Origin of the sequence: Nocardiopsis changdeensis (assembly GCF_018316655.1) — a bacterium.
GTDB classification, from domain to species: Bacteria; Actinomycetota; Actinomycetes; order Streptosporangiales; family Streptosporangiaceae; genus Nocardiopsis; species Nocardiopsis changdeensis.
This window is the reverse complement of record NZ_CP074133.1, coordinates 937,516-961,078: the sequence shown is the minus strand read 5'-3', so window position 1 is coordinate 961,078 and position 23,563 is coordinate 937,516. Positions and strand designations below refer to the sequence as shown.

Annotated in this window: 17 protein-coding genes; 3 read left to right on the top strand and 14 right to left on the bottom strand. The window is 74.4% G+C overall.

The genetic code is table 11. The features are described from left to right. Positions 1-22: 22 nt before the first annotated feature. Together KGD84_RS04555 and KGD84_RS04550 are read right to left on the bottom strand one after the other, a co-directional pair. Positions 23-733: a thiamine pyrophosphate-dependent enzyme gene (locus tag KGD84_RS04555; protein WP_220564856.1), complete on the bottom strand. Its 711-nt coding sequence runs from the start codon at positions 731-733 to the stop codon at positions 23-25. 82 nt (positions 734-815) lie between these two features. Continuing rightward, a complete protein-coding gene (locus KGD84_RS04550; RefSeq protein WP_220564855.1) occupies positions 816-1,799 on the bottom strand; it encodes a 4-(cytidine 5'-diphospho)-2-C-methyl-D-erythritol kinase in 984 nt (327 codons plus the stop codon). Between the two features lie 264 nt (positions 1,800-2,063). Between KGD84_RS04550 and KGD84_RS04545 the strand changes: the two genes are divergently transcribed. Continuing rightward, positions 2,064-3,932, top strand: coding sequence for a serine/threonine-protein kinase (locus KGD84_RS04545; protein WP_220564854.1), 1,869 nt, complete (start codon positions 2,064-2,066; stop codon positions 3,930-3,932). A 76-nt stretch (positions 3,933-4,008) separates the two neighbouring features. Here the strand turns inward: KGD84_RS04545 and guaA are convergent, their stop codons facing one another. From guaA to KGD84_RS04515, 6 genes are all read right to left on the bottom strand, one after another. Beyond that, positions 4,009-5,592 (bottom strand): glutamine-hydrolyzing GMP synthase, encoded by a 1,584-nt coding sequence (gene guaA, locus KGD84_RS04540; RefSeq protein ID WP_220564853.1) that lies wholly within the window; start codon positions 5,590-5,592, stop codon positions 4,009-4,011. 89 nt (positions 5,593-5,681) lie between these two features. Beyond that, positions 5,682-6,695 carry a UDP-glucose 4-epimerase GalE gene (galE, locus tag KGD84_RS04535; protein WP_220564852.1) on the bottom strand — a complete coding sequence of 338 codons (1,014 nt, stop codon included), beginning with the start codon at positions 6,693-6,695 and terminating at the stop codon, positions 5,682-5,684. 210 nt (positions 6,696-6,905) lie between these two features. Continuing rightward, positions 6,906-9,377 carry an endonuclease/exonuclease/phosphatase family protein gene (locus KGD84_RS04530; RefSeq protein WP_220565527.1) on the bottom strand — a complete coding sequence of 824 codons (2,472 nt, stop codon included), beginning with the start codon at positions 9,375-9,377 and terminating at the stop codon, positions 6,906-6,908. Positions 9,378-9,505: 128 nt separating this feature from the next. Beyond that, entirely contained in the window at positions 9,506-12,106 is a 2,601-nt protein-coding gene (locus KGD84_RS04525) for a polynucleotide kinase-phosphatase (protein WP_220564851.1), read from the bottom strand. Beyond that, positions 12,103-13,647 carry a 3' terminal RNA ribose 2'-O-methyltransferase Hen1 gene (locus KGD84_RS04520; RefSeq protein WP_220564850.1) on the bottom strand — a complete coding sequence of 515 codons (1,545 nt, stop codon included), beginning with the start codon at positions 13,645-13,647 and terminating at the stop codon, positions 12,103-12,105. Before KGD84_RS04520 ends, KGD84_RS04525 begins: the two co-directional genes overlap by 4 nt. Positions 13,648-13,711: 64 nt before the next feature. Beyond that, entirely contained in the window at positions 13,712-14,731 is a 1,020-nt protein-coding gene (locus KGD84_RS04515; protein WP_220564849.1) for a hypothetical protein, read from the bottom strand. A 280-nt stretch (positions 14,732-15,011) separates the two neighbouring features. Between KGD84_RS04515 and KGD84_RS04510 the strand changes: the two genes are divergently transcribed. Further along, entirely contained in the window at positions 15,012-16,040 is a 1,029-nt protein-coding gene (locus KGD84_RS04510) for a TAXI family TRAP transporter solute-binding subunit (RefSeq protein ID WP_220564848.1), read from the top strand. Here KGD84_RS04510 and KGD84_RS04505 read toward each other — a convergent pair. The 4 genes from KGD84_RS04505 to KGD84_RS04490 form a co-directional block, all read right to left on the bottom strand. After that, the gene (locus tag KGD84_RS04505; protein WP_220565526.1) at positions 15,994-17,427 is read right to left on the bottom strand and encodes a sensor histidine kinase; all 1,434 of its coding nucleotides are present in this window, start codon (positions 17,425-17,427) and stop codon (positions 15,994-15,996) included. The two genes, KGD84_RS04510 and KGD84_RS04505, sit on opposite strands and share 47 nt — an antisense overlap. Positions 17,428-17,442: 15 nt before the next feature. After that, positions 17,443-18,141, bottom strand: a complete 699-nt coding sequence (locus tag KGD84_RS04500; RefSeq protein ID WP_220564847.1) for a response regulator transcription factor — start codon at positions 18,139-18,141, stop codon at positions 17,443-17,445. Between the two features lie 86 nt (positions 18,142-18,227). Then, a complete protein-coding gene (gene glpD / locus KGD84_RS04495) occupies positions 18,228-19,949 on the bottom strand; it encodes a glycerol-3-phosphate dehydrogenase (protein ID WP_220564846.1) in 1,722 nt (573 codons plus the stop codon). A 129-nt stretch (positions 19,950-20,078) separates the two neighbouring features. Then, positions 20,079-21,476 carry an MFS transporter gene (locus tag KGD84_RS04490; protein WP_220564845.1) on the bottom strand — a complete coding sequence of 466 codons (1,398 nt, stop codon included), beginning with the start codon at positions 21,474-21,476 and terminating at the stop codon, positions 20,079-20,081. A gap of 147 nt (positions 21,477-21,623) precedes the next feature. Between KGD84_RS04490 and KGD84_RS04485 the strand changes: the two genes are divergently transcribed. Then, positions 21,624-22,118 (top strand): MarR family winged helix-turn-helix transcriptional regulator, encoded by a 495-nt coding sequence (locus KGD84_RS04485; RefSeq protein ID WP_220564844.1) that lies wholly within the window; start codon positions 21,624-21,626, stop codon positions 22,116-22,118. On the opposite strand, the gene KGD84_RS04480 is transcribed toward KGD84_RS04485, so the two are convergent. Continuing rightward, the gene (locus KGD84_RS04480) at positions 22,115-22,657 is read right to left on the bottom strand and encodes a hypothetical protein (RefSeq protein ID WP_220564843.1); all 543 of its coding nucleotides are present in this window, start codon (positions 22,655-22,657) and stop codon (positions 22,115-22,117) included. The genes KGD84_RS04485 and KGD84_RS04480 overlap by 4 nt on opposite strands. A gap of 66 nt (positions 22,658-22,723) precedes the next feature. Then, the gene (locus KGD84_RS04475; protein ID WP_255647041.1) at positions 22,724-23,530 is read right to left on the bottom strand and encodes a lytic transglycosylase domain-containing protein; all 807 of its coding nucleotides are present in this window, start codon (positions 23,528-23,530) and stop codon (positions 22,724-22,726) included. Positions 23,531-23,563: the final 33 nt, after the last annotated feature.

Below are 23,563 nucleotides of genomic sequence, written 5' to 3'. Positions count from 1 at the left end.
TCTCCTCCGGTCGGTGGCGGTGTCAGCTCGTGGGGCGGACGCGGGCGACGACGGCGAGCGGCCGGTCGCCCCAGGGGCGGGTGAACGCGGCGTGCAGGGCGTCGTGGTCGCGGCCCTGGACCTCGCGGGTGGCCCAGCCCTCCAGCTCGAAGCGGCGCGCGATCCCGCCGGGCCAGCCGTGCAGGGCCGACCCGTTGTCGACGACCACGGTGGTGAGGGAGCCGACGCCCAGCCGCCCGGCCGCGGCGATGGCCTCGTGGTTGCTGCCCTCGTCGAGCTCGCCGTCGCCGACGAGCACCACCGTGCGGGGCTCGGACCCGTCGGGGCGGCGCACGTTCCGGGCGCGCAGCCCCAGGGCGGTCCCCAGGGCGATGGGCAGGCCGTGGCCGAGCGAGCCGCTGCCGATCTCCGCGCCGGGGACGAGGACCCGGTCGGGGTGGTGTCCCAGGGCGGAGCCGAAGGCGGTCCAGCCGCGCAGCGCGGACACGTCGAGGAAGCCCTTGGCGGCCAGGACGGCGTAGAAGGCGGCGGGCCCGTGGCCCTTGGAGAGCAGGAACCGGTCGCGGGCGGGGTCGTCGGCGGTCTCGGGGGTGACGGCCAGGACGCGGTCGTAGAGGACCCAGACGACGTCGAGCGTGGAGTGCGCGGCGGCACTGTGCTTTTCGTCGCCCTCCATCAGGCCGATGAGGGCCGGCAGGTCGGCGTAGCGGGTGAGGGCTGCTGTCGTCGGCATGCCCCCAGTCTTCAATCTCAACCATGGTTGAGGTCAATGCGGGGACCCGGGACCCTCACCCGGAAACCACAAGTGATTTACGTCACACGAAGACCGTGCCGGGGACGTCTCCGTCGGCCCGCACGATCTGCTCGCACAGCCCGCTCGCCTCCAGCGAGGCCACCACCGCGGCCTCCCGCTCGGCGACCACCGAGGCCTCCTCCGAGCCGCCGCCCACCAGGAACGCGCAGGTCGGACCGGACCCGGACACCAGCGCGCCCAGCGCTCCGGCCGAGGCGCCCGTCCGGAGCGTGCGCTCCAGCTCCGGCAGCAGCGACAGCGCCGCCTCCTGGAGGTCGTTGGTCAGCGCCCGGCCCAGGGCCGCGGGATCCGCGGCGGCCAGCGCGTCCCGCAGGGCCGCGCTCAGCTCCGGGGCGGGCGCGTCGGGCCGCAGCCGGTCGTACTCGGCGAACACCGCGCCCGTGGACAGGCCGTGCGGGGACAGCGCGAACACCCAGCGGTACCGGCCGGGGCTGGTCATCGGCTCCAGGATCTCGCCCCGCCCCCGGCCCACCGCGGTGCCCCCCACCAGCGGGAAGGCCACGTCGCTGCCGAGCACGGCGGCCAGCCGCAGCAGGTCCTCGCGGGGCAGGCCGGTCGCCCACAGCCGGTCGCAGGCGACCAGGGCGGCCGCCGCGTCGGCGCTGCCGCCGGCCATCCCGCCCGCCACGGGGATGCGCTTCTCCAGGTGGATCCGCACCGGACGGCCGCGGCCGGTCTCCCGGCCCAGCAGGTCGGCGGCGCCCGCGGCGAGGTTGGAGGCGTCCAGTGGCACACGTGACAGGTGGGAGACCGAGCGGCCGTTCGCGGTCAGCTCCGCGAGGAGGGTCCCGCCACCCGGTGAGGTGCTACCGTCGGGTCGCCCACTGCGCGGTCCCGCCTCCCGGACGGTAACCTCATCGAACAGCGAGACCGCGTGGAAAACGTTGACGAGGTCGTGGAACCCGTCCTCACGTGCGGGCCCCACCGCCAGCTGGAGGTTGACCTTCGCGGGAACCCGCACGGTTACGGTGGTATCAACTGTCACGAGTCCCCAATCGTAAAGGAACCCCCCCTTGCGTGAGCACACACCCCGACAGGGGAGCCGCTGTGTTCACCCCTGCTCCGTGAGACGAACGCGATGTTCGGGCGGAAACGGGAACCAAGGGCGCGATTCGGGGATCGTCACCATTGTCATGTCAGTCACCGCCCTTCCGCGAACCGGACCGACGGGGTCCGCGAGTGGGAATCAGGGCACAAACACCGCTACCTTGGGGCAAGGCGGAGTTTGGACACCGTCGGGGAGGGCTACTTGCCGTCGGATGGGCTCCCGAAGAACCTGGAACCGCTGGGCGCCGGAGATCCGGCCACCATCGGGCCCTATGTGCTGTCCGGGAAGCTGGGCAGCGGCGGCATGGGCACCGTCTACCTCGGCGGGCTGCCGGACCGGAACAACCAGGTAGCGATCAAGGTCATCCGCCCCGAGCTCGCCTTCGACGAGGCGACCCGGGCGCGGTTCCGCGACGAGATGGAGAACGCCCGCAAGGTCGCCTCCTTCTGCACCGCGAAGGTCCTCGACCACGGCACGTTCGAGAACCGCCCGTACATGGTGACCGAGTACATCGCGGGCACCGCGCTGGCCGAGCACATCGCCCAGAACGGCCCCCTGGACTCCTCCACCCTGCACGGGTTCGCCCTGGGCGTGGCCGCCGCGCTCGCCGCGATCCACCGCACCGGCCTGGTGCACCGCGACCTCAAGCCCGCCAACGTGCTGCTGTCGCTGTCGGGCCCGCGCGTGATCGACTTCGGCATCGCCCGGGCCATGAACACCGCCACCAACCACACCCAGACGGGCATCGTCATGGGCAGCCCGGGCTGGATGGCGCCCGAGCAGCTCCTGGAGGAGCAGGTCACCACCAAGGCGGACATCTTCGCCTGGGGGTGCCTGGTGGCGTTCGCGGGCAACGGCACCCACCCCTTCGGCAACGGCGACGCCATGACGCTGGGCAAGCGGGTGCTGTTCGCCGAGCCCCAGATCGGCAACCTCGACAGCCCCCTGGACCGGCTGGTGCTGCGGGCCCTGGACAAGGACCCCAACCGGCGGCCCACCGCCCAGGACCTGCTCCTGGAGCTGGCGGGCGGCGAGGACAGCTCCAACCCCAACGACATGGTGTCGCACGCGCTGCACCAGTCGTGGCGTCCCAACCTGCCCCCGCCGATGCCGCACGGTCCGCCGCAGGGCGCCCACCAGACCATGACCGGCATGCGCCACCCGGCGCCCGGCGCCTACCAGGCGCCCCCGGTCGCCCCGCCCGGCCCGCAGGCCGCCCCGCACCAGAGCGGCACGTTCGTGCGACCGGCCCCGGGGCACCCCGGCGGCGGGCACCCGCCCCAGGGCCCGCCCCCGCCCCCGCACCCGCAGGCCGGCGCCCCGGGCGGGCCGCCGCCCGCCCAGCACCCGGCCTCCACCGGCGCGCTCCCGATCGTGCCGCCCGCCGACCAGCAGGCGCCGCGCCCGGGCCCCCAGCCGTACGTTCCGCCGGTCCCGCCGCCCCCGCACCGGCCGACCGGTCCGGCCAACCGGCGCGGCATCGTGGTCATCGCCGCGGCGGCCGCCGTCCTCCTGGTCCTCGCGCTGCTGGCGGTGCTGTACGTGGTGACCAACCTCGGCGACGACGACGCCCCGTCCGGTCAGCAGACGCAGCAGCCCGGCACCTCCGCCGCCCCCGAGGACGGCGGCGGGGGCGAACCCGGCGAGGGGGACGGGCCCGCGTCCCCGGGCACCGGGGCCATGGAGGCCACCAGCGCCGACGGCCTGGCCCGTGTGAAGGTGCTCGACGTCGAGTGCGACCAGACGACCATCCCCAGCCGCGAGGTCCAGGTGCAGGCGAACGGGCACTACTGCGTGCTCGACGTGGACTTCACCAATCTGAGCGACGCGCCCGTGCTGCTGGACCACGAGGCCCAGGGGGTGCGGACCGAACTGCAGCAGGAGGTCGTAGCGGACCGGCCCAGCCGGATCGAGGAGCAGGAGTCCCTGTGGGAGGCCGTCCAGCCGGGCGAGACTGCCACCGGGATCATGGTGTTCACGCTCCACGTCGGCGAGTACCCCGAGGCCCTGGTGTTCAGGCACGACCGCTTCGCCGAGCCCGTCGAGGTCCTCCTCAAGAGCGCCGACTGAGCGGCCCGGTACCCGCGGAACGCGAAAGGGGGCCCGGCCGTCAGGCCGGGCCCCCTCCGCGTGGGCGCCGGGGCGCCTACTCCCACTCGATGGTGCCCGGGGGCTTGCTGGTGACGTCCAGCGTCACCCGGTTGATCTCGCGGACCTCGTTGGTGATCCGGTTGGAGATCTTGGCCAGCACGTCGTAGGGCAGGCGCGACCAGTCGGCGGTCATCGCGTCCTCGCTGCTGACCGGGCGCAGCACCACGGGGTGGCCGTAGGTGCGGCCGTCGCCCTGGACGCCGACCGAGCGGACGTCGGCGAGCAGCACCACGGGGCACTGCCAGATCTCGCGGTCCAGCCCGGCGTGCGACAGTTCCTCGCGGGCGATGGCGTCGGCCTCGCGCAGGACGTCCAGGCGCTCGCGGGTGACCTCGCCGATGATGCGGATGCCCAGGCCGGGGCCGGGGAACGGCTGGCGCCAGACCATCTCCGGGGGCAGGCCCAGCTCCTCGCCGACCTTGCGGACCTCGTCCTTGAACAGCTCGCGCAGCGGCTCCACCAGGGTGAACTGGAGGTCGTCGGGCAGGCCGCCCACGTTGTGGTGGGACTTGATGTTGGCGGTGCCGGTGCCGCCGCCGGACTCCACCACGTCCGGGTACAGGGTGCCCTGCACCAGGAACTCGACCTCGCCGCCGGACTCGCCGCTGTCGGCGACGACCTCGCGGGCCGCCTGCTCGAAGACGCGGATGAACTCGCGGCCGATGATCTTGCGCTTCTCCTCGGGGTCGGTGACCCCGGCCAGCGCGCTCAGGAAGCGCTCCTGGGCGTCCACGACCTTGAGCCGGGCGCCGGTGACCGCCACGAAGTCCTTCTCGACCTGCTCGGCCTCGCCCTTGCGCAGCAGGCCGTGGTCGACGAACACACAGGTCAGCTGGTCGCCGACGGCGCGCTGCACCAGGGCGCCCGCCACCGCGGAGTCGACGCCGCCGCTGAGGGCGCAGATGACGCTCTTGTCGCCGATCTGCTCGCGGATCCGGGCGACCTGCTCGTCGACGATGTTCAGCATCGTCCAGGTGGGGCGGCAGCCCGCGCCCTCGTACAGGAAGCGGCGCAGCACCTCCTGGCCGTGCTCGCTGTGCAGGACCTCGGGGTGGAACTGGACGCCGAAGAGGCGGCGGTCGGTGTCCTCGAACGCGGCCACCGGGGCGCCCGCGGTGGTGGCGACGGCGCGGAAGCCGGCGGGGGCCTCGATCACCGAGTCGCCGTGGGACATCCACACCGGCTGCTCGGCGGGCAGCCCGGTGAACAGCAGGGAGTCCCCGGCGGTCACGGTGAGCTCGGTGCGGCCGAACTCGCTCAGGTCGGTCCTGTCGACCGTCCCCCCCAGGGCGCGTGTCATGGCCTGGAAGCCGTAGCAGATACCGAAGGTCGGGACGCCGGTCTCGAAGAGCTCGGCCCCGACGTGGGGCGCCCCCTCGGCGTACACCGAGGAGGGGCCGCCGGAGAGGATGATCGCCTTCGGCTTCTTGGCGAGCATCTCCTCCACGGGCATGGTCGAGGGCACGATCTCGCTGTGCACGTGAGCTTCGCGCACCCGCCGGGCGATCAGCTGCGCGTACTGCGCGCCGAAGTCCACGACGAGGACGGTGTCGAACGTGCTGTCAGCACCAACGGACACGACGGAGGACCTTCCGCAGGAGTTCAGGGATACGCCCAGTCTAGGGCGTACCCCGTGCTCAGCGGGTCCCGGCGGGTGTGCGGTCGGGCTCAGCCCGCGAACCCCCGCGGGTTGGCCGACTGCCAGCGCCAGGCGTCGGCGCAGGCCTCGTCCAGGTCGCGGTCGGCCTTCCAGCCCAGGTCGCGGGCGGCGGCGGAGGGGTCGGCGGAGCAGACGGCGATGTCGCCGGGGCGGCGCGGGACCACCTTGTAGGGCAGGGAGCGGCCCACGGCCCGCTCGAACGCGTGCAGGCACTCCATGACCGAGTACCCCTTGCCGCTGCCGAGGTTGTAGACCCGGTGGCCGGGGGCGTCGGCCAGGTGGTGCAGGGCGACCAGGTGCCCGCGGGCCAGGTCGACGACGTGCAGGTAGTCGCGGACTCCGGTGCCGTCGGCGGTGTCGTAGTCGTCGCCGAACACCTGGAGGAACTCGCGGCGGCCCGCGGCGACCTGGGCGATGTAGGGCAGCAGGTTGTTGGGGGTGCCCTGGGGGTCCTCGCCGATCAGGCCGCTGGGGTGGGCCCCGACGGGGTTGAAGTAGCGCAGGGACACGATGTGCCAGCGCGGGTCGGCGGCGGCCAGGTCCCCCAGGATGCGCTCGCCGAACAGCTTGGTGGCGCCGTAGGGGTTGGTGGCGCTGAGCGGGGCGTCCTCGGGGATGGGCACCGTCTCGGGGTCGCCGTAGACCGTGGCCGAGGAGCTGAAGACCAGGTTGCGGACGCCCCGGGCGTCCATGGCCTCGACCAGGGAGAGGAGGGCGTCGAGGTTGTTGCGGTAGTAGCGCAGGGGCTGGGCGACGGACTCCCCGACGGCCTTGAGGCCGGCCGTGTGGACGACGGCGTCGATGGCGTGCTCGGCCAGGACGCGGTCGACGGTCTCCCGGTCGGCGCAGTCGCCGGTCACCAGCACGGGCGCGTGTCCGGTGATCTGCTCGACCCGGCGCAGGGACTCGGCGTGGCTGTTCACCAGGTTGTCCAGGACGACGACCCGGTGGCCGGCCTCCAGGAGTTCGACCGCGGTGTGCGAGCCGATGTACCCGGCGCCTCCGGTGAGCAGTACGTTCATGCTTGTGCTTCCTTGGGTGGAGTGGACCCGCTGTACGGCGGGCGCTCCCCAGCATAGGCGTCCCGCGGGCGCGGCCCCGTGGGCGCGCCGCTCCGGTGGGCCCTGGCCGCGGTGGTGCTGGGCCGCAGGGACGTGCGCTGAGGTCCCCGCGGAGGGACGCGGTGCGCCCCGGCCGGTTCCCGGCCGGGGCGCACCGTGCAGGGGGCCGGGTCAGGAGCGGCCCGGCGGGGTGGAGCGGCGGGTGTCCAGCCACAGCACCTGCGGGTCGTGGTCGCTGACCTGGTCGTGGAACTCGGAGTTGATCCGCGCGATGCCGTAGTCCACACGGCCGGCGATCTCCCGATTGACCAGGATGTGGTCCAGGGCCTGGGAGTTGCCGTCGAACACGTAGTTGTAGCGCTCCGGGGCGGGCAGGTCCGTCATCGGGTTGTACAGCGGCCCGTCGCCGGTGAGGATCTCCAGGGTCCGGGAGAACTGGAAGTCGTTGAGGTCCCCCATGACCACCAGATTGGCGTCCGGATCCACGGCCAGCAGCTCGTCGGCGAAGCCGGCCACCAGCTCCGCCTGGGCGTTGCGCTGCTGCTCGCTGGTGCGGGCCGGCGGCTGCACGACACCGTGCAGCGCCTGGTCGCCGCCCTTGGAGTTGAAGTGGTTGGTCACCACGTAGATGTCCCGGTTGAGGGCGCGGAAGTGTCCGACCAGCGGCTTGCGGCTGTCGTCCCAGGCCGGGTCCGCGGGCTCGATGCGGCCCGGGGAGACCGACAGCTCGGCGCCGCGGGAGCCCCGGACGACCTCGACGGCGGTGGTGGCGTCGCCGCCGGGGCGGTCCACGAACTGCACGCGGGCCGGGTCGAAGAGGAAGGCGTTGCGGATGTTGCCGCCGGGCGCGCCGCCGTCCTGCTTGTCCTCGGGGCTGATCTGCCGCCACTCGTAGGCCGGCCCGCCCTGCGCCTCGATCGCGGCGGTGAGCCGGTCCAGGGTGGCGCCGGCGTCGACGGTCCCGTCGTCCACCTCGCCGTTGTCGTCCTGGATCTCCTCCAGGCCGATGATGTCGGGCGCGTCGAGGTACTCGACGATGCCGGTGGCCAGCGCGTCGTACTTCGCCTGGTCGTCCCGGCCGCCGAGGTTCTCGACGTTGTAGGTGGCGATGGAGACCTCGTACCGTTCGGTGCCGCGGACGGGGGTGCGCTCCAGGCCGCCGGGCACGTGCTCGCCCAGGGTGGTGGCGCGCACGAGGTAGCCGCCGAACCGGCTGTAGTACACCGGTCCCTCGGTGACCCCGGCGAGGGTGTCGCCCACGTCGACCCGGGGGAACGGGTGGACGTCGCGGTCGAGCAGGGACTCGACCTTGACCCGTCCCGCGTTGGGGTCGTCGTAGGAGCCGTAGGCCACTCCGCCGTTGGCGGTGCGGTTGTGCCCGGGCTCCACGGTGACCCAGAAGGCGTGGTAGGGGTCGGTGGGGGCGATGACGGGGGCGTCCTCGAGCCGGACCATCATGTGCTCGTGGGCGGCCCAGAAGTCCAGGGCGTAGGTGTCGGGCGCCAGCTCCAGGCCGGAGATGTCGCCGCCGTGGTCGGGGGCGTACTCGGCGGGGATCACCCCGGCCTCCAGGGCCACCGACTCCGGGACGGCGTTGCCGGTGGACAGGACCGTCCACTGCGCCCGGTCGAGCTGGGTGATGGTCTGCGTGCCGGAGGCGGGCCGGTACTCGTCGACCCGGCCGGAGACCAGGACCTCGTCGCCGGGTGCGACGCCGGGCGCGGTGGAGCCGGTGAAGACGAACAGGCCCTCGCTGGTGCGCGGGTCGCCGTCGCCCTCGGGGTCCTGGAACCAGAAGCCCTGCGCGCTGCCGAAGGCGTTGACGGCGGTGACCACGCCGGGCACCCCGGACACGGTGTCCCCGGCGTGCGGGGAGACGCGGGTGACGCCCTGGATGTCGTGGATGCGCAGGTCACCGGGTTCGCTGGGGCCGCCGGGCTCCCCCGGGCCCTCGTCGGGGCCCTCGCCGGCCGCGTTCACGGGGGTGGGCCCGCCCGCGGTGAAGTCGGCGGCGTTGTCGCCGGTGTCGGCGAGGCCGTCGCCGCGGGCGGCCGCGGTGGTGTTGGAGAGCCGGGGGGCGGACTCCCCCTCGCGGACCTCGGCTCCGCCGTAGCCGACGATGTCGACGACGGAGCCGTCCGCGGCGCAGTCGGCGGCGGTGCGGCACTCGACGGGCTCGGTGCCGGAGACGAGCAGGACGGTGCCCGCCGTGGCCGACATGTTGGTCGACCCGGCGGCGTCCGGGGCGGGGAGGTCGACCTCTCCCCCGGTGCCCGCGGCCTGGCGGACCAGGTAGCGGCCCCCGGCGGGGATCTCCCCTGCCAGCGGGGTGACCTGCACGTTGGTGGTCGGCTTCGGTGCGGCCGGGAGGTACTGGACGCTCCAGCCGTCGACGGTGACCGGGGCGTCCGCGGCGTTGCCCAGCTCGACGAAGTCGTGGCGCAGCGTCGCTCCGCTGTTGCCGCCGCCTCCGTAGACCTCCGCGATCACCGGGGTGCCGGTGTCGGCGGCGGCCGGAACCGGGCCCAGGGCCGCGGCCAGCAGCACCGCCGCGGCGGCGGCGGACGTCGGCGCGATCAGGCGCCGTGGTCGGGTGGGGGACACGTTCTCTCCGGGGGTACTGGGGAGCAGGGGCGGGGACATCATGTCCCTTTCCCGTGTCCGTTGGTAGGAGGCGACATGAAAAGAAGGCGAAGCGGTCCCGGGTTGGTGTGATCCGCCCGGTCCCGCCCCGCCCTCGCTTCGTACGATCCGACCAAACGCCCCGCGTCCTACAGGCGCGGGTCGACCGGTTCGGTCTCCAGTGCCAGGGCCGCGAACACCGGTTCGTGGACCCGCCACAGCGGCTCGCGGCGGGCGTGCCGGGCCAGGGCCTCCAGCCCCAGCTTGTGCTCGCGCATGGCCAGCCCGAGCTTGCCGCCCAGCCTCCGGTCCTTGAGGACCTCCAGGCGGTCGGGGTCGGTGTAGTCGTGGCCGTAGATGATCCGCAGGTACTCGGGGCCGCGCACCTTCAGGCCGGGCTGGGTCAGCCCCTTGGCGCCCGTGGCGCGGGCGCCCTGGAGCGGCTTGACGACCATGCCCTCGCCCCCGGCGTCCACCATCTCCTGCCACCAGGCGGCGGCCGAGGCGCAGGCGGCCGGGTCGGTGGTGTCCACCACCCGGTAGCGGGTGGAGCGCACCAGCGGGTCCGCCTCGGCCAGCCGCTCCGCGGTGGCCATGTGCCACAGGTGGTCGGCGTCGGAGTACTCGCGGCCTTCGGAGGCCAGCACCGCGAAGGGCGCGAACCGGAGCCCGGCGGCGCCGTCGGTGTCCCAGGAGTAGCGCCGGTACACCCGGCTGAACTCCTCCATCTGCTCCGTGCTCCGCGTGACCCGGTCCACCAGGCGGCCCACGTCCAGGCCGCGCTCGGCGGCCGCGGCCAGCGCCGCGCCCGCTGCGGGCAGGGCGGCGCGGGCGGCCGCGCCCACCGAGGCGTACTGGTCGCGGATGAGCGTGCGGGCCTTGGCCGACCAGGGCAGCAGCTCCCCGTCCAGGGCGACCCAGTCGGTGCCCAGGCGGTCCCACAGGCCGGCCCCGGTGACGGCGGCGCGCAGCCGGTCCACCACCTCGCCGCGCAGCACGGGGTCGGCGAAGAACGGCCGCCCGGTGCGGGTGTACACCGTGCCCAGGGCGCCCGGGGCGAACCGCCGTTCGGCGGCCGCCTCGTCGCGGCACAGCACGGCGACGGCGCGCGAGCCCATGTGCTTCTCCTCGCACACGACCTGCCCGACACCGGCGGCGCGGTACCAGGCGAACGCCTCGTCGGGGTGCTCCAGGTACCCGGGGGCCGCGGCGGTGGGCGCCGGCGCCATGGTCGGCGGCAGGTACAGCAGCCACCGCGGGTCGACGGAGAACCGGCTCATCACCTCCAGCGCGCCCAGGGCGGACGCGCCGTTGGCGCGGACGGTCCCGAACTCCGTCTCGACGATCAGGCCGGGGTGGTGGTCGCCGACGCCCACGTCGGTGATGTCCACCAGCGTGTCGGAGCGGTCCCCGCCCTCCGCGCCCGCCGGGGCCTCGCCGCCCAGCGGCCGGACCGGCTCGTACCAGGTCCGGCGCGCGTCGACGTCGACGATCTCGCGTTCGGGGTAGCGCAGCGCGGTCAGCTTCCCGCCGAACACGCAGCCGGTGTCCAGGCACAGGGTGTTGTTGACCCACTCGGCCTTGAGCACGGGGGTGTGGCCGTACACGACGGCCGCCCTGCCCCGGTAGTCGCGGGCCCAGGGCAGGCGCACCGGCAGCCCGTACTCGTCGGTCTCGCCGGTGGTGTCGCCGTACAGGGCGAAGGAGCGCACCCGGCCGGAGGCGCGGCCGTGGTAGGCCTCCTTGAGCCCGGCGTGGGCGACCACCAGCCTCCCCCCGTCGAGGACCAGGTGGCTGACCAGGCCGTCGCAGAAGTCGAGGACCTCCCTGCGGAACTCCTCGCTCTCCCTTCCCAGCTGCTCCAGGGACTCGGCGAGCCCGTGGGTGGCGGTGACCCTGACGCCGCGCAGCGCCCGGATGAGCTTGTTCTCGTGGTTGCCCGGTACGCAGAGGGCGTCGCCGTCGCGGACCATGCCCATGGCCAGGCGCAGCACACCCGGGGTGTCGGGGCCCCGGTCCACGAGGTCGCCGACGAACACCGCGGTACGGCCCTGCGGGTGGCGGGCGCCGACGGCCCTGCCCCGGTCGTCCCGGGTGATCCCGTAGCCCAGGGACGTGAGCAGCTCCTCCAGCTCCTCCCGGCAGCCGTGGACGTCGCCGATGATGTCGAAGGGGCCGGTGAGCTCGCGCTTGTCCGGCCAGGCGCGCTCGCGCTCGATGACGGCGGCGTCGATCTCCTCGACGCCCTTGAGGACGTGGACCTTGCGGAACCCCTCCTTGCGCAGGTACTTGAGGCTGCGGCGCAGGTCGCGGCGCTGGCGGGGGATGACGTGGTCGCCGAAGTCCCGGTCGGGCCGGGTCCGGTTGCGCTCCTTGGCCAGAGCCTCGGGCACGTCGAGGACGATCGCCGTGGACAGCACGTTGTTGGCCTTGGCCACGGCCAGGAGTTCGGCGCGGGCCTTGGACTGCACGTTGGTGGCGTCCACCACGGTGAGCAGGCCGCGGCGCAGCCGGATGTCCAGGACGGTGTGCAGCAGGGAGAAGGCGTCGGCGGTGGCGCCCTGGTCGTTCTCGTCGTCGCTGACCAGCCCGCGGCAGAAGTCGGAGGAGATGACCTCGGTGGGCTTGAAGTGGCGGGCGGCGAAGGTGGACTTGCCCGAGCCGGACACGCCGACCAGCACGACGAGTCCCATGGCGGGCACGCCCAGGACGCGGGGGGCGGTGTCCGGGGCGGTCTCATCGGTGTTCATCGGGTGAACACTCCCATCTGGGTCGGGGAGCCGGTGGCGGGGTCCTGCGGACCCACGGGCAGGTAGCGGACGGTGTAGCCGTTGCGTTCGGCGACGGCGTCCGCCCACAGGGTGAACTCGGCGCGGGTCCACTCGAAGCGGTGGTCCCGGTGGCGGAACGCGCCGTCGGCCAGGCCCTCGTAGTGGACGTTGTACTCGGCGTTGGGGGTGGTGACCACGACGACGCGGGGGTGCGCGGCGGAGAAGACGCTCTCCTCCAGCGCCGGCAGCCGCTCCGGGTCGATGTGCTCGACGACCTCCATGAGCACGACGGCGTCGTGCCCGGCGAAGCGGGCGTCCCGGTAGACGGCCGAGCCGATGAGCAGCTCGGGCCGGGGCGGGCGCCCGCCCTGCTCCCGGAGGCCCACGGTGTCGGCGAACAGGTCGCGGTGGCGCCCGCGGCCGTTCGGGGCGCAGCCCCGGCAGGTCTTGCGGTGGGCCATCTGGAGGGTGACGGCGTCCACGTCCACACCGGTGATCCGCTCCAGGGTCGGGTCGGCGACCAGCTTCGCCAGCAGGGCGCCGGGGCCGCAGCCCAGGTCCAGGACGCTGGAGGCGTTCTCGGCGCGCAGCACGGCCAGGACCGCCCCGGCGCGCTGCTCGGCCAGCGAGGGCGGGCGCTCCTCCCCCGCCCGAACCGGCGCGGCCTCCGCGGGGGCCTCCTCCAGGGCCGGGTCGGCCTCCTCCTCCGGGAGGTCGTCGGCCTCGGCCAGCCGGGCCAGGGCGGTGCGCACGTAGGCGTTGCGCCGGTTGAGGTAGCGGCGGGTGATCCAGGCGCGCTCGGGGTGGCGGGCCAGCCAGGGGGACCGGGCCTGCGGGTCCTCCTCGGTGGTCTGCTCCTCGGCGTCGGTGACGCGCAGGCCCCCGGCACGCAGCAGCTTGTCGATCTCGCCGCGGTCCACCCAGTAGTGCTTGCTCCCGTCCATGGCGGGCAGCAGGACGTACAGGTGGCTCAGCGCCTCGGACAGCACCTGCTCGCCGGACAGGGTCAGCGACAGGTAGTGGGAGTCGCCCCAGCCGGGCAGGCCGGGGTCGAGCGGCACGGGCTCGGCGGCCACCCGCCAGCCCAGGGGCTCGAACAGGGCGCGCGCCTTGTCGGCGCCGGCCCGGCAGGGCACCGCGGGCAGGTGGAGTTCGAGGGGCAGCGGGGCGGCGGCCAGTTCCGGCCGGGCCTCGCAGGCGCCCTTGAGCGCGGAGCGGAACACCCGGCCCAGCGCCACCGTGAACAGCGAGGAGGTGGCGAAGGGGCGGTCGTTCACGTACTGGGCCAGGGCGAAGTCGGGTGTGCTGACGGAGGTGCGGGCCCGCAGCAGCGCCTGGGGGTCGACCTCCAGGAGCAGGGCGGCCGTGCAGCGCTGCTCCGTGGCCTCGGGGTAGAAGACATGGGCGGTCCCGAAGGACTGCTCGAAGCTCTGCGCCCGCTCCGGGTTCTTGTGGAGCAGGAATCCGAGGTCCGTGGCCGGGGCCGCCGGGGTCGCGGTGGTGGTGATCGTCAGTAGCACCCGTGCATTGTGTCCCGCTGGTCAGTCCGTTGGCGAGGACTTTTCGGGCGCGTTCCGGGTCCTCTCACCCGGCTCCGGCCGGGGGCCGGTGGCCGCCGGGGCGCACGCCGAGCTCCTCCATGGCCCGGGCGACCTGCGTCCGGGCATCGCCGAAGAACCCCCAGGGGACCTCGCAGTACAGGTTGCCGACGGCGGTCAGGTGCCAGCGGGCGGCCTCGGTCATCCCGGCCCGGTGGAACGCCCACCCGAACAGGTGGTGGGCCTGCACGTCGCGCGGGTGCGGGACGGCGCTCCCGGCCCAGGCGCGGGCCAGCCCGAACAGCTCCTCCACCGCCTCCCCGTACAGGCGCCCCATCGCCTGACCCGCCACGAAGTCGAACACGCCCTCGGCCCTGAGCCGCTTGTGCTCCGCGCGCAGGAACTCGGCGTGGGCCAGGGCCAGGACGGCGGGCAGCGGGTCGCCCCCGGGCGCGGTGTCGGCGGCGGACCCGGCGAACGCGAACATCTCCTCGGCCGCGCCGCCGCGCGCCGGGGACAGCACGCGCACCCGGCCCGTGTGGGCGGCGAACAGGTGCGGGTCCCGGCTCCGCAGCTCGTCCCACAGCCGGTCCTTCTCCTCGCGGTCGGCCCCCGCGCCCATGGCGACGGTCTGGAGCGCGACCCAGGGCGCGGCGTCGTCGGGCCGCAGGTCGGCGGCGGCCTCCAGCGCCCGGCGGGCGTCGTCCAGCGCGGCCTCGGCGGCCTTGCGCTCGGCGGCCCCGCCGGAGGCCCGCAGGGCGTGGGCGATCAGGGCGTTGCCCAGCCACAGCATCAGGTCGGCCCGGTCGGCGGTGTCCAGGAGGTCGCCCAGGTCGTCGATCCGGTCGGCGGCGGCCCGGCCCAGCACCTCGGCGGTGGCGGTGCGGGTCTCGGCGTCCTCCCGGCTCTCGGCGAGCAGCGGCAGGGCGGCGGCGAGGCCGCCCTCGGCGACCTCCTCGGCCGCGGCCCGGAGCATGGGATCGGTGCCCAGGGCCGCCGAGGCCAGCAGGTGCTCGACCGGGGATCCGTGGGCCGGCTTCGGGTCGCGGGGGTTCCATCGCCACATGCCGCCGAGGGTAGCGGGCCCGCCGCACCCGCGCGGACGGGGCGCGGGTGCGGCGGGCGCCGCCGCCGTCGGGGCGCGGGGTCCTCCCGCACCGGGTGCGGGGGGTTACGGCGGAGGGGTGGGCCGGGCACCGGGGCGCGGGAGGAACGCGGCCCCCGGAGCGCTGTGGCCCACACCACTCCGCTGTCGAAAACGTAGCCGCGATCCCGGCGGAATCCGGTGTCCTCCACCGGCATTTGAGGTTTCTCTGAGGTTTCGCGCATCTTGCTATCGTTTCGGCATGTCGCGGCCCACCCTCGGCCTCCTGTGGCCCCTCACCGCCGCCGTCCTCGTGCTCGCCGTGTCCGCGCCGCTGCTCACACGGTCCGCGGCGGTGGAACCGGCGCCCCTGCACCTGACCCTGGGGACCGGCGACGACGGCGGCGTCTACCACGCGTACGGCGCGGCGCTGGCCGGGATCGCCTCCTCCCGGGTGGAGAACGTCCGGATCACGGCGTTGACCACCGCGGCCAGCGTGGAGAACAACCGGCTGGTGGCCGAAGGCGGCGTGGACGCCGCCTTCACCCTGGCCGACGTGGCCGCCCTCGCGGTGGCCGGGGAGCCGCCGTTCGAGGAGCCGCTGCCGATCGCCGCGGTCGCCCGCCTCTACGACAACCACACCCACGTGGTCGTGCGCGCGGACTCCCCCTACCAGGACCTGGACGACCTGGCCGGGGGCGTGGTCTCGATCGGGGCGCGGGGGTCGGGCACCGAGATGATGGCCGAGAGACTGCTGGACCTGGTCGGCCTGGGCGGGATCCGGGGCCGCCGGGAGGGCCGGGGCGTGCACCGCATGTGGCTGTCCATCGAGGAGTCGGCGGCGGCGCTGGAGCGGGGCGAGATCGACGCCTTCTTCTGGTCCGGCGGCCTGCCCACCGGGGCCGTGGCGGACCTGGCCGAGCGCCGCCCGGTACGGCTCCTGGACCTGTCCGGGCACGTGGCGGCGCTGAGCGAGGAGTACGGCGCCTACTTCTCCGAGCTGCCGGTGCCGGCCGACACCTATCCGGGGGTCCCGGCGGTCCGCACCATCGGGGTGCCGAGCCTGCTGGTCGTCAACGCGGATATGCCGTACGCCCACGCGGAGGAGCTGACCCGCCTGCTCTTCGCCTCCCGGGCGAGGCTGGCCGAGATCCACCCGGTGGCGTTGCAGCTGCACCCCCGGTCGGCGATCTCCACCCTGCCGGTGCCCCTGCACCCGGGGGCCGCCGGCTACTACCGGGAGGTCAAGTACGCGCAGGAGCGCCGGCCGGAGCCCGCCCCGACCCCGTGACCAGCCGGATGCGCGCGTCGATGCCCCGGGGGCGCGCGGGGGTCAGGGTGAGCGACGCCCCCTGGAGTTCGAGCAGGGTGACGACGATGGACAGGCCCAGGCCGGAGCCGCCGACGCCGCCGTCCTTCCAGAAGGGGCGGGTGGCCTGTGCAAGCTGCTCGGCGGGCAGGCCCGGGCCGTCGTCGAGGACGTGGACGTCCACGTGGCCGGGCCGGCCGGGACCGGGCGGGACCTCCTCGACCCGGACGGTGATCCGCACGCCCTCGCCCCCGAACTTCAGGGCGTTGTCGATGAGCGCGTCCAGGGCCTGGTCGAGGGTGCCCTCCACGCACCTGACCCGGACCCCGTCGCCGCCCTCCCGGACCAGGACGGCGCCCACCCGTTCGGCGATGGGCTCCCACGAGCGCAGCCGGTCCCCGACGACCTCGCCGACCTCCTCCCACACCTCGGTGTGCTCGGCGTCCTCGGTCCGGGCCAGGGTGAGCAGGCTGTCGCAGACGCGGGTGAGCCGGTCCACCTCGTCCAGGGCCAGCCGGTGGTCCTGCCGGCCCTGCGGGACGAGGTGCCGGGACAGCGAGTCCACCCGCAGCCGCAGCGCGGCCAGGGGGTTGCGCACCTGGTGCCCGGCGTAGGCCACGAACACCCGCTGGGTCTCCAGCATGGCGGTGATGGTGTCGGCCATCCGGTTGAAGGACTCCCCGAGCCGGCGCAGTTCGACCGGGCCGGCGGCGGTGCGCACCCGGATGCCCAGGCTGCCCCCGGCCACCGCGCGGGTGGCCTCGCCCAGATCGTCGATCGGCCGCAGGATCCACCGGGTGAGCGGCCCGGCGGCGGCGATGCCCGCGGCCATGAGCACGGCGACCCCGCCCGCCGCCAGCACCCACTGGTTCCGGGTGGCGCGGCGCAGGGTCCGGGTGGGCGAGGCCGTGACGGCCGCGCCGACGACCTCACCGGAGCGGCCCACGGGTTCGGCGACGATGAGGGGGCCGCGCTGCCAGGGGTACACGATGCCGCCCGCCCCCATCCGGTTCCCGGCCAGGGCGTTGCGGACCTCCTCGGGCGGCTCGCCCGGGTCGGCCGAGGGGTCCAGGTCCGAGAGCTCCAGGCCGGGCCGGGAGGCGGCCACCACCCGGCCGTGCCGGTCGACGACGACGGCGGTGATCCCGTAGAGGCGGTCGTAGGCGACCATCTCCGCCTCCAGCATGCCGCCGGTCCCGTCGAGGACCGCGGGTTCGGCGATGCTCGCGAACCGGGCGGTGTCGTTGAGGCGGTCCAGGAACATGTCGGAGGTGCCGCGGGCGGCGATGCTGACGCACAGCGGGACGGCCAGCCCCAGGCAGGCCGCGACCAGCAGGGTCACGTAGACGGTGATGATCCGGCGGCGCATCGGCACGGGCCCCGCTCAGCGGTGCCGCCCGGTCGGCGCCGCGTCGGCCCGCCCGGTGACCGGCATCCGGTACCCGACCCCGCGCACCGTCTCGATGAGGCCGGGCGTGCCGAGCTTGGAGCGCAGGGTGCCCACGTGCACCTCCAGGGTGCGCAGCGTGCCGGGCCAGGTCGTCCCCCACACCCGCAGCAGCAGGTGTTCGCGGGACAGCACGCTCCCGGCCTCCCGGGCCAGGGCCAGCAGCAGGTCGAACTCCTTGCGGGTGACCTCCACACGGGACCCGTCCAGCTCCACCGTGCGCCCGGCCGGGTCGATCCGCAGGGGTCCGGCGGTCAGCGGCCCGTCGGCGGGGCGGCGGATGCGGCGCAGCACCGCCTCCATGCGGGCGCACAGCTCCTCGATGGCCAGGGGTTTGACCACGTAGTCGTCGGCGCCCGCCCGTAGGCCGCGGACGCGCTCGCGCTGCTGCCCGCGGGCGGTCACCATGATGACCGCCGTGTCGCCGGCGCCGTGGCGCTCGCGGAGCATCCGGCACAGCTCGACGCCGTCCATGTCGGGCAGGCCCAGGTCCAGCAGGACGACGTCGGCGGGGTCGGCGGCCAGCGCCTGCTCGGCGGTGCGCACCTGGGTGACGGCGTACCCGTGGGGCTCCAGAGCTCCGGCGAGGGCGTCGGCGAGGCGCACGTCGTCCTCGACGAGCAGCACCGTGATCATGTCGGGCTCCTCGGGGTGCGGGGGTCTGTACCCCCGCACCCTAACCCGCCGTGTGTGTCATGGGACACTCCGGGGCGGGATCGGCGTCACGGCCTGAGGATGCCCGCCTCCGGCACGATCTCGGGGGCGCCGTGCTGGATGGCGTCCGCCTCCTGGTCGGTGTCCTGCTCCTGGGCCGCGCGCTCGGCCTCGATGCCCTTGCGGTAGTACTCGACCTCGCGTTCGGCCTGCCCCTTGTCCCAGCCCAGCAGCGGGGCCATGAGCTCGGCGGCCTCCTCCGCGGCGGCGATGCCCCGGTCCCAGGTCTCGAACGAGATCCGGGTGCGCCGGTACAGGACGTCCTCCAGGTGGCGGGCGCCCTCGGCGCGGACCGCGTAGACGATCTCGGCGCGCAGGTAGTCGTCGGCCCCGGCGAGCGAGCGGCCCAGGTCGGGGTCCTCCCGCACCAGGTCGAGCAGGTCGCGGGCGCAGGTCCCGTAGCGGCGCAGCAGGTGCGAGATGCGGGAGACGTGCAGCCCGGTCTCCCGGGCGAGCCGGTGGCGCTGGTTGACCAGGGCGCTGTACCCGGAGGCGCCCACCAGCGGGAGCCGGTCCGTGACGGACTTGGGAATCCCCCCGCCCAGGCCGTGGGCGACGGCGTCCACGGCGTCCTTGGCCATGACCCGGTAGGTGGTGTACTTGCCGCCCGCGATGAGGACCAGGCCGGGCACCGGGTGGGCGACCACGTGCTCGCGGGAGAGCTTGGAGGTCTCCTCCGACTCCCCCGACAGCAGCGGGCGCAGGCCGGCGTAGACGCCTTCGACGTCGTCCCTGCTCAGCGGGGTGCGCAGTACCTGGTTGACGTGGTCCAGGACGTAGTCGATGTCGGTGCGGCTGGCGGCCGGGTTCTCCTTGTCCAGGTCCCAGGCGGTGTCGGTGGTGCCGATGATCCAGTGGCGGCCCCACGGGATGACGAACAGCACGCTCTTCTCGGTGCGCAGGATCATCCCCGAGGAGGCCTGGATGCGGTCGCGGGGCACCACCAGGTGGACGCCCTTGGAGGCGCGGACGTGGATCTGCCCGCGGCCGCCGACCATCTCCTGGATCTCGTCGGTCCACACGCCGGCGGCGTTGACGACCTGGCGGGCGCGGATGGAGATCTCCTCGCCCTTCTCCAGGTCGGCGGCGCGGGCGCCCACCACGTGCTCGCCCTCGCGCAGGAAGCCGACGGCCTGCACCCGGGAGGCGATCCGCGCGCCGAGCCCGGCGGCGGTGCGCAGCACGGTGCTGACGAACCGGGCGTCGTCCACCTGGCAGTCCCAGTACTGGACGGCCCCGGCGAGCGCGTCGCGCTTGAGCGCGGGGAAGACCCGCAGCGCCCCGCTGCGGGTCAGGTGCCGGTGGGAGGGCAGCCCCCGGTTGTTCCGGGAGGTGAGGGCGAGGGTGTCGTACAGGGTGACGCCCGCACCGATGTAGAAGCGTTCCCAGTGGTGGGCGAACGGGAAGAGGAACGGGACCGGGCGGACCAGGTGCGGGGCGATCGTGGTGAGCAGCAGGCCGCGTTCGTGCAGGGCCTCCTGGACGAGTTCGAAGTCGAACTGCTCCAGGTAGCGCAGTCCGCCGTGGATCAGCTTGCTGGACCTGCTGGAGGTGCCCGACGCGAAGTCGCGCGCCTCGATCAGCCCCGTGGACAGCCCGCGTGAGGCGGCGTCCAGGGCGATGCCCGCGCCGACGATGCCGCCGCCGACGACGAGGACGTCCAGTTCCTCGTCGCGCATCGCGGCCAGGTCGGCCTCACGCCCCTCGGGTCCCAGCCAGGTGGTCGTCATCCCAGTCCCTCCGTCGCGATGGTTCCTCTCCCCAGCGCATACCCACCGGGGCGGTCCGCCCACCGGAGCGGCGCCCCCAGGCTAACCGGGCCCGGGGGCGCCGCACGGGACGCCACGCGTGGGGACGGGTCACCCGGCGGCGGGCCGGTCCGCCGCCGGACGCGGCAGGAGCAGGGCGAGGAAGGCGACCGCGACGGTGGCGGCCCCGCCGACCAGGGAGGCGGTGCCCAGGCCGCCCCAGGCCCCGGCGACGGCGGCCAGGACGGCCAGGCCCAGGGCGCCGCCGACCTGCTGGACGGTGGAGACGGCGGCGGAGGCCACGCCCTGCTCGCGCTCGCCGACCCCGCTCCCGGCGGCGGTGAACACGAGCGGGTAGACGGTGCCCGCGGTGACGCCGAGCAGGACCACGGCGGGCAGCACCGCCCAGTAGGAGTCGGCGGCCAGGGCGAGGGCGAAGGCCGCGGAGGTGAGGCCGACGCCGACCGTTCCGGCGAACAGCGCGGTGCGCACGCCCCAGCGCTCCAGCAGGCGGGGCAGCAGCAGGGCCGAGCCGAGCATGGCGGCCACCCCCTGGGGCAGGAAGCCCAGGCCCGCGAGGAAGGGGTCCAGGCCCAGGGTGCCCTGGACGTGGGTGGTGTAGACGTAGTGCAGCGTGGCGACGACGCCCATGAGGACGAGGATCAGCCCCATGGCCACCAGGAGGTGGCGGTCGCGCAGCAGGGAGGCGGGCAGCAGCGGGCTCGCGGACCGGCGTTCGACGGGCCCGAGCGCGGCCAGGGCCAGCAGGCCCAGCAGCAGCGCGCCGCCGCCGTCGGGCGAGATCCATCCGGACTCCTGGAGGCGGAAGACCCCGAACACGAGCAGGAGCGCGCCCGCGGTGACCAGCGCGGTGCCGGGCAGGTCGAAGCCGCGCGGGTCCGGGCGGTGCCGGTCGGCGGGCAGCAGGCGGGGGGCGAGCGCGGCCACCGCCAGGGCGGGCGGGACGATCGCCCAGAACACGGCGGTCCAGCCGAAGGCGCTGGTGAGGATGCCGCCGACGGCCCCTCCCGCCAGGGCGCCGAAGGCGCCGGCCGAGCCCCATACGGCCATCGCCCGGTTGCGGGCGGGGCCGGCGGGGAAGGCGGTGCCGATCAGGGCGAGGGTGGCGGGGAAGAGGGCGGCGGCGCCGACCCCCTGGGCGGCGCGGGCGGCGATCAGGACGCCGGCGTGGGAGGCCAGGGCGCCCGCGACGGAGGCCAGGCCGAGCAGGAGCGCGCCCAGCACGAGCATGCGGCGGGCGCCGAGCCGGTCGGCGGCGCGGCCGCCCAGGAGCAGGAGTCCGCCGTAGCCGAGGGCGAAGGCGTTGACCACCCAGGGCAGGGCCGCCGCGCCCAGGCCCAGGGCCCGGCCGATCTCGGGGAGGGCGATGTAGACGACGTTGAAGTCGAGCGACAGCGTGAAGTGGGCGGTGGCCAGGAGGGCCAGGGCCGCTGTACCCGCGGTGCGGGTGCGGGTCCCGGCCGCGGTCCGGGGTTCGGCGGAGGTCATGAGGGGTGTCCCTTCCGGGAAAAGTGCTTGAGCGCTGGATATTCCAGCACTGGACCATTGATGGGTAGTTCAGCGCTGGAACTTTCAGGAGGACACTAACGCAGAGATATTCCAGTGCGCAACTGTTCAGCGTGCTAGCATCTCGGCATGAGCACAGAAGGATGCCTGGACACGGACGAGGAGCGGACCTGGGACGCGGCCACACTGGCGTTCCGGCTGCTCGACCAGCAGGTGGAGCGGGACGTGCAGGCGTCCTCCGGGCTCCCCCTCACCTACTACGAGCTGCTGGTCCTGCTCTCCAAGGCGCACCGCCGCTCGCTGCGGATGAGCGAGCTGGCCGAGATCACCCACACCCGCCCCAGCCGCATCTCCCACGCCGTGGCCAAGCTGGCCGAGGGCGGGTTCGTGGAGCGCGTGCACTGCGAGAGCGACCGGCGCAGCTGGTTCGCCAAGCTCACCGACAAGGGCGCGCAGACCCTGCGCACCGCGGGCGTCGAGCACGTGCGCAGCATGCGCGAGAACATGTTCGACCTGCTCAGCCCCGAGCAGCAGGCGCAGCTGCTGGACATCTCCCGCACCCTGCTGGCCCGGCTGGCCCCGGGCGCGGAGGACCACGCCACCCGGGTCCTCCAGGACCTCTAGGCCGCGGGGCCGGGTACGGGGGCGGGGCCGGTCCGGGCGCCCTCGGCCGCCTCCAGCCGGCGGATGAGCCGGTGCACGATGAGCAGCGGGATGATCCCGAAGACGCCGAACGAGATGTCGATCAGCTGCCACAGCCACGGGATGCCCCGGATCGGGCCGCAGATCAGCGCCAGCGGCACCACCATCACGCAGGCGATCATGCCGAACTGGATCACCCAGATGTTGCGCACCGGGTCCCGCCAGGGGCCGATGAACGCCACCGCGATGACCAGGTGCGCGAACGCCAGCCAGTCGGTGCCGTAGAGGACGAACGGCTGCTCCGCCTCCACCGTGTCCAGGCCGGCGCGCACCCGGGAGACCCAGTCGGCCAGCCAGGGAGCGGCCTCGGACACCGGCGCGAGCGGACCGGCCAGCAGGGAGTCCAGCAGCCGCACTTCGGCGGGCAGGGGGAAAGCGGTGACGCCGCTCAGCACCAGGCCCACGATGAACAGGCAGATCCAGATGCGGATGCGGCGCAGCAGCGCCGGTCGAGTGTCCACACCCGGATTCTCCCGCAGGGGTCCGGACCGCCCGATCCGCCCCCCGGTCCCGCGTGTGACCGCAGGTCAGGCCGAGGCGTCGGCGTAGGCGTGGGCGTAGGCCAGGACGTCGGCCACGTACTCCGGGGAGCGGTTGTACGACAGGATCGCCGCCTCCCAGTCCTGTGCGGTGCTCAGGTCGCGGCCGTTCGCGCACAGGTAGCGGCCGGCGGACAGGGCGGCGTCGTCGATCTGGTGCGGGTCGGGATCGCCGGCCCCCGAGGCGGAGGCGCCCCACCGCGCCCAGGTCCCGGGGATGAACTGCATCGGGCCGACCGCCCGGTCCCAGGTGGTGTCGCCGTCCAGCAGGCCGCCGTCGGTGTCGGGGATCGCCCGGGTGTTGTTGGTGCCGTCCAGAGGGATACCGATGACGTTCACGGTGGTGACGCCGTCCGGACCGATCTCGCCGCCCGCGTAGGTGCCGTGCCGCGACTCCACGAACCCGATGCCCGCCAGGGTCGGCCAGGACAGGTTGCAGGACGGCAGCTCCTCGGCCAGCGCCAGCTGCGCGCCGGCGTAGCCCTCCAGGGCCCGCACCGGGATGGTCGTGGCGCCGGAGACCTGCTCCAGCCAGTCGTCGGCGGCGCGCGGCCCGGTCCCGGGCGTCTGCTGCTCGTCGGCGCCCGCCGAGGAGACCGGGTCCGGCTCGGCCGGGTTGACCTCGGCCGACGCCGGAGGGCCCGTGAGCTGGTCGTGCGGGGGCGTCTCGATGGTGCCGTCCGGCGGCCCGCCGGCCGCCGACGACGGGGGCTCCCAGTCGGAGAGCGACCGCGAGACCCGGTCGACGGCGAAGAGCACACCGCCGGTCAGTGCCAGGCACAGCGCCAGAGTCACGCAGACGGCGACGAGCGGACCCCTGCCCCGCCC

Coding starts and splice junctions, on each gene's coding strand:
- KGD84_RS04555 (WP_220564856.1), bottom strand. CDS start 733: ATGCCGACGACAGCAGCCCTCACCCGCTACGCCGACCTGCCGGCCCTC.
- KGD84_RS04525 (WP_220564851.1), bottom strand. CDS start 12,106: ATGAACACCGATGAGACCGCCCCGGACACCGCCCCCCGCGTCCTGGGC.
- KGD84_RS04510 (WP_220564848.1), top strand. CDS start 15,012: ATGTCGCGGCCCACCCTCGGCCTCCTGTGGCCCCTCACCGCCGCCGTC.
- KGD84_RS04500 (WP_220564847.1), bottom strand. CDS start 18,141: ATGATCACGGTGCTGCTCGTCGAGGACGACGTGCGCCTCGCCGACGCC.
- KGD84_RS04490 (WP_220564845.1), bottom strand. CDS start 21,476: ATGACCTCCGCCGAACCCCGGACCGCGGCCGGGACCCGCACCCGCACC.
- KGD84_RS04530 (WP_220565527.1), bottom strand. CDS start 9,377: ATGTCCCCGCCCCTGCTCCCCAGTACCCCCGGAGAGAACGTGTCCCCC.
- KGD84_RS04515 (WP_220564849.1), bottom strand. CDS start 14,731: ATGTGGCGATGGAACCCCCGCGACCCGAAGCCGGCCCACGGATCCCCG.
- KGD84_RS04485 (WP_220564844.1), top strand. CDS start 21,624: ATGAGCACAGAAGGATGCCTGGACACGGACGAGGAGCGGACCTGGGAC.
- galE (WP_220564852.1), bottom strand. CDS start 6,695: ATGAACGTACTGCTCACCGGAGGCGCCGGGTACATCGGCTCGCACACC.
- glpD (WP_220564846.1), bottom strand. CDS start 19,949: ATGACGACCACCTGGCTGGGACCCGAGGGGCGTGAGGCCGACCTGGCC.
- KGD84_RS04505 (WP_220565526.1), bottom strand. CDS start 17,427: ATGCGCCGCCGGATCATCACCGTCTACGTGACCCTGCTGGTCGCGGCC.